This is a genomic window from Anaerovibrio sp., assembly GCF_045637405.1.
In the GTDB taxonomy this organism is placed as follows: Bacteria; Bacillota; Negativicutes; order Selenomonadales; family Selenomonadaceae; genus Anaerovibrio.
Genome location: NZ_JAZTZI010000078.1, coordinates 1 through 1,336, shown reverse-complemented (window position 1 = coordinate 1,336; position 1,336 = coordinate 1). Strand labels below are relative to the sequence as shown.

The 1,336-nt window shown below is 43.6% G+C and carries 1 protein-coding gene; it reads left to right on the top strand.

Features of this window, described 5'->3' with window-relative positions; genetic code table 11:
* The coding region (locus ACKI5G_RS05545; RefSeq protein ID WP_407398405.1) for a response regulator at positions 1 to 1,288 on the top strand (1,288 nt) is incomplete at its 5' end.
* Positions 1,289 to 1,336 lie beyond the last annotated feature (48 nt).

Sequence of the window (1,336 nt, the reverse complement as noted above, 5' to 3'; positions counted from 1 at the left end):
GTTTGAGCGTATTGAGGAAAAACGTAATCGTAATGGCGAGGGTACCGGCTTAGGCATGACCATCACCAAGAATCTTCTGGATATGATGGGAAGCTCCCTGCAGGTGGAAAGCACCTATGGCGTTGGTACCACCTTCTTCTTCGATCTGCGGCAGAAGGTTGTCAAATGGGAGCCATTAGGAGACTACAGAACATCGGTTCATGTGCTTTTAAAGGAGCATAAAAAATACAAGGAGAAGTTCACGGCTCCAGAGGCTACAGTACTGGTGGTGGACGATAATCCGATGAATCTGATGGTATTCAAAAGTCTTTTAAAACGTACCAAGATAATCATCGAAACGGCCAACAGTGGAGATGAGGCACTTGCCATGGCCCAAAGCAAAATGTATGACATGATTTTCCTGGATCACATGATGCCGGGTAAAGATGGTATCGAAACCTTGCATGAACTGCGGGCACAAACAGATGGACCAAACGAGGCCACAGTTACAGTATGCCTTACCGCCAATGCCATATCCGGAGCCAGGGAACAGTATCTATCTGCTGGTTTTAATAATTATCTTACCAAGCCGATTCATCCTGGTAAGCTGGAGGATATGTTAATGACCTATCTGCCAGGGGACAAAATCCATATTTCCGGGGAAGATGATATCAACGATGATGAAGAGGAGCAGGGGGATATTCCAGCAATACTAGCTCCACTACAAGGACAGGAATGGATCGACCTGGCCAAGGGTATCAGCAACAGTGGAGACACGGAGGCTTATTTACCACTACTGAAGATTTTCTATGAATCCCTGGATGAGGATGCAGCATTGCTCGATGGTTTCTACGCCGATGGGAATTTCAAGGACTATACTATACAGGTACATGCAATGAAAAGTTCTGTCCGGCTGATTGGAGCAACAGCCCTTGCTGAAGAAGCACAATTGCTGGAAAACGCCGGCAAAGCAGGGGATATAGATTATATAAATCAGCATCATGAAGGATTTATTACTACTTACAGGAGCTTTAAGGAACCATTGTCCCAACTGTTCGGTAATGATGAATTAGAAGAAGTTGATGATAATGAGGAAATGCCGGAAGCAGACAGCGAGCTGATGGACACAGTATTTGAAGGCATTAAGGAAGCGGCTGAAGCCAATGATTCTGATGGCATAATGGAAATATTTGCGGAAATAGAAGGTTATCGTATTCCAGACGCAGATGCTGAGCTTTACCATAATCTACAGATGTCCACCGAAAAATCGGATTTTGATGCTATCATATCGCTGCTATCAAACAGATAATATTCTCAAATATTAAAGGATTTTGATATTTTGTTATCGAAATTTAAT